The organism is Variovorax sp. 01T439_2, from assembly GCF_056398445.1.
Genome location: NZ_JBFTPJ010000999.1, coordinates 1 through 2081, shown reverse-complemented (window position 1 = coordinate 2081; position 2081 = coordinate 1). Strand labels below are relative to the sequence as shown.

The window sequence follows — 2081 nt, the reverse complement described above, 5'->3', positions numbered from 1 at the left end:
GCCCACAGCATGGGAAAGCTCCCGGGATTGGCGCGCCGCGATCAGGCGGCTCGGGTGACGCAGACGCGGCGTCAGGATGACTTCGAGGCCGCCGGGGACCGAGGGAAGCGTCAGTTCCCCCTCGTGCGGCGGCCCCTTGCGCTTGAGCAGGTGGATGCGCAACTCCCAGTCGACGCCGAAGCGCGCCTGCAGCCGCAGCGGGGCGGCCGACGACTCGTGCTCGGCCGCAGCCGGCCGGCACAGGATGACGGGTCCGTCGCAGCCCTGGGCGCAGACCTGCAGGCGCCGGATCTGCTCCTGGCGGGCCTGCGGCAGCCAGCTCACGAGCATGCCGGCGGCATTGGCCTTGATGAGTTGCTCGGTCGCCCACAGCCGTTCGACCGGCTTGTCGGCGGCGATCCAGACCAGGTGGCGCTCGTCGAGGCCGAGGTGGTGCAGCCCCGGCAGATGCGGGGCCTTCGGCGGGCCGATCACCACGATCTGCCGGCCCTGCCCGACCAGCGTGCGCATGGCGGGCGCGAGCAGCCGCCATTCGAGCACCGAGGGTTGGACCTGCAGCACCTCGGTCAGCGACTGGCAAGGCCAGCCGCCGCCCGGCAGCTCGGCATCCAGGCGCTCGAACCCTGTGCTCACGGCCGAAGTGACCGGGGTGCCGAGCGCATCGCCGCGCCAGACGGCCGCTTCGACCGCGTGCGGCAACACGATGGCCGGACGCCATGGCCGCTCCGACGGCGGTGAACTTTCGCGGGCCGACGACGCTTCATCGCCATCGGCCCATGACAGGGGGATGGCCATAAGGACTCCAGATACTGTATGGATGAACAGTATCCATCCGGTGCGGGGAAGTGAGCAAGAAGGTTTACAAATTTGCCCCGGCCATGCCGCCTTGTGAAATCCGACCCGCCTGCACGCCCAAGGAAAATCCCCGCCCGGCGAAGCCGGAACCGCCGCCACAATGGGACGCATGTGCTACTCAGCCCAGATCCGCGCCGACTACAAGCGGTTCTTCCGCCAGTTCGGCGGCGTCCTGTCGCTGCGTGCGTTCGCCAAGCTGTACTACGAGCGCCAGGGCAATCCCAGGATCAAGATTCCGAAGGTCGTCGACGCGGCGTTCATGAACCCCGAGTCCGACGAGGAGCGGGAGATCAAGGGCCTGATCGACGCCTTCAACGCCGAACAGGCCATGGCGCTCGAGCAGGATCTCTTCAAGCAGCGCAAGCGACTCGCCGACGCCGAACGCAAGCTCCAGGTCAAGGCAACGAAGAAGGCGGCGGAGGATGTGCGGATCGCGACGGCGAAGATCGAGTGGGGTCTCGGCAAGCTGGCCGACCTGAACCGTGTCGAGCTCGAACCGCGCGACGCACGGATCTTTCCGGGCGTGCATGTCCCCGTGATGATCTGGGAGGACGGGCAGCGAGTCGTCAAGCCCATGCGCTACCAGTGCCGGCCCGCCGGCAAACCCGCGAAGTTCGATGCGCTCTATCCCGGCACCTACAACGCCCGGCGCGACAACCTGGAAGGGTTCTGGAAGGACCTCTTCGGTCTGTCGCACGGGATCATGGTCGTCAATGCCTTCTATGAGCACGTCGACCGGGATGGCGAGGACGTGGTGCTCGAGTTCAGGCCGCAGCCGCAGCAGGACATGCTGGTCGCATGCCTCTGGTCCGCATGGTCGGCGCCAGGGGAGCCCGACCTGCTCTCCTTCGCTGCCATTTCCGATGAACCTCCGGAAGAGATTGCGGCAGTGGGTCACGACCGCTGCATCATCCCCATCAAACCGGAGAACGTCGATGCGTGGCTGCGGCCGGATCGCGCGAACCTGGAGGCCTCGTACGCGGTCCTCGATGACCGCGAGCGGCCGTACTACGAGCATAGGCTGGCGGCATAGGCATCGCGTACCTGCCGCTCGCCGATAGCTCAGACTTCAGACTGGTTGCTGCACGGCACCTTCGCCGTCGCCGTCGCCACTCAATTTGCTGATACTCACGACGGAGAAACCGATGCTGATTGTCTTCGGCGGCCTATCGGGCACCGGTAAGACTGCCATCGCGCGCAACCTCGTCGCTTGCTTGCCCTCTGTC

Annotated in this window: 2 protein-coding genes; one reads left to right on the top strand and one right to left on the bottom strand. The window is 66.7% G+C overall.

Going from position 1 to position 2081, the window contains the following annotated elements; translation table 11 throughout:
- Positions 1-795 (bottom strand): translesion DNA synthesis-associated protein ImuA (gene imuA, locus AC1DOC_RS30975; protein WP_478131258.1); only part of this gene is annotated, 795 nt, incomplete at its 3' end.
- Between the two features lie 169 nt (positions 796-964).
- On the opposite strand from imuA, the gene AC1DOC_RS30970 reads away from it, so the two are divergent.
- Positions 965-1888: an SOS response-associated peptidase family protein gene (locus AC1DOC_RS30970; RefSeq protein WP_436311648.1), complete on the top strand. Its 924-nt coding sequence runs from the start codon at positions 965-967 to the stop codon at positions 1886-1888.
- Positions 1889-2081 lie beyond the last annotated feature (193 nt).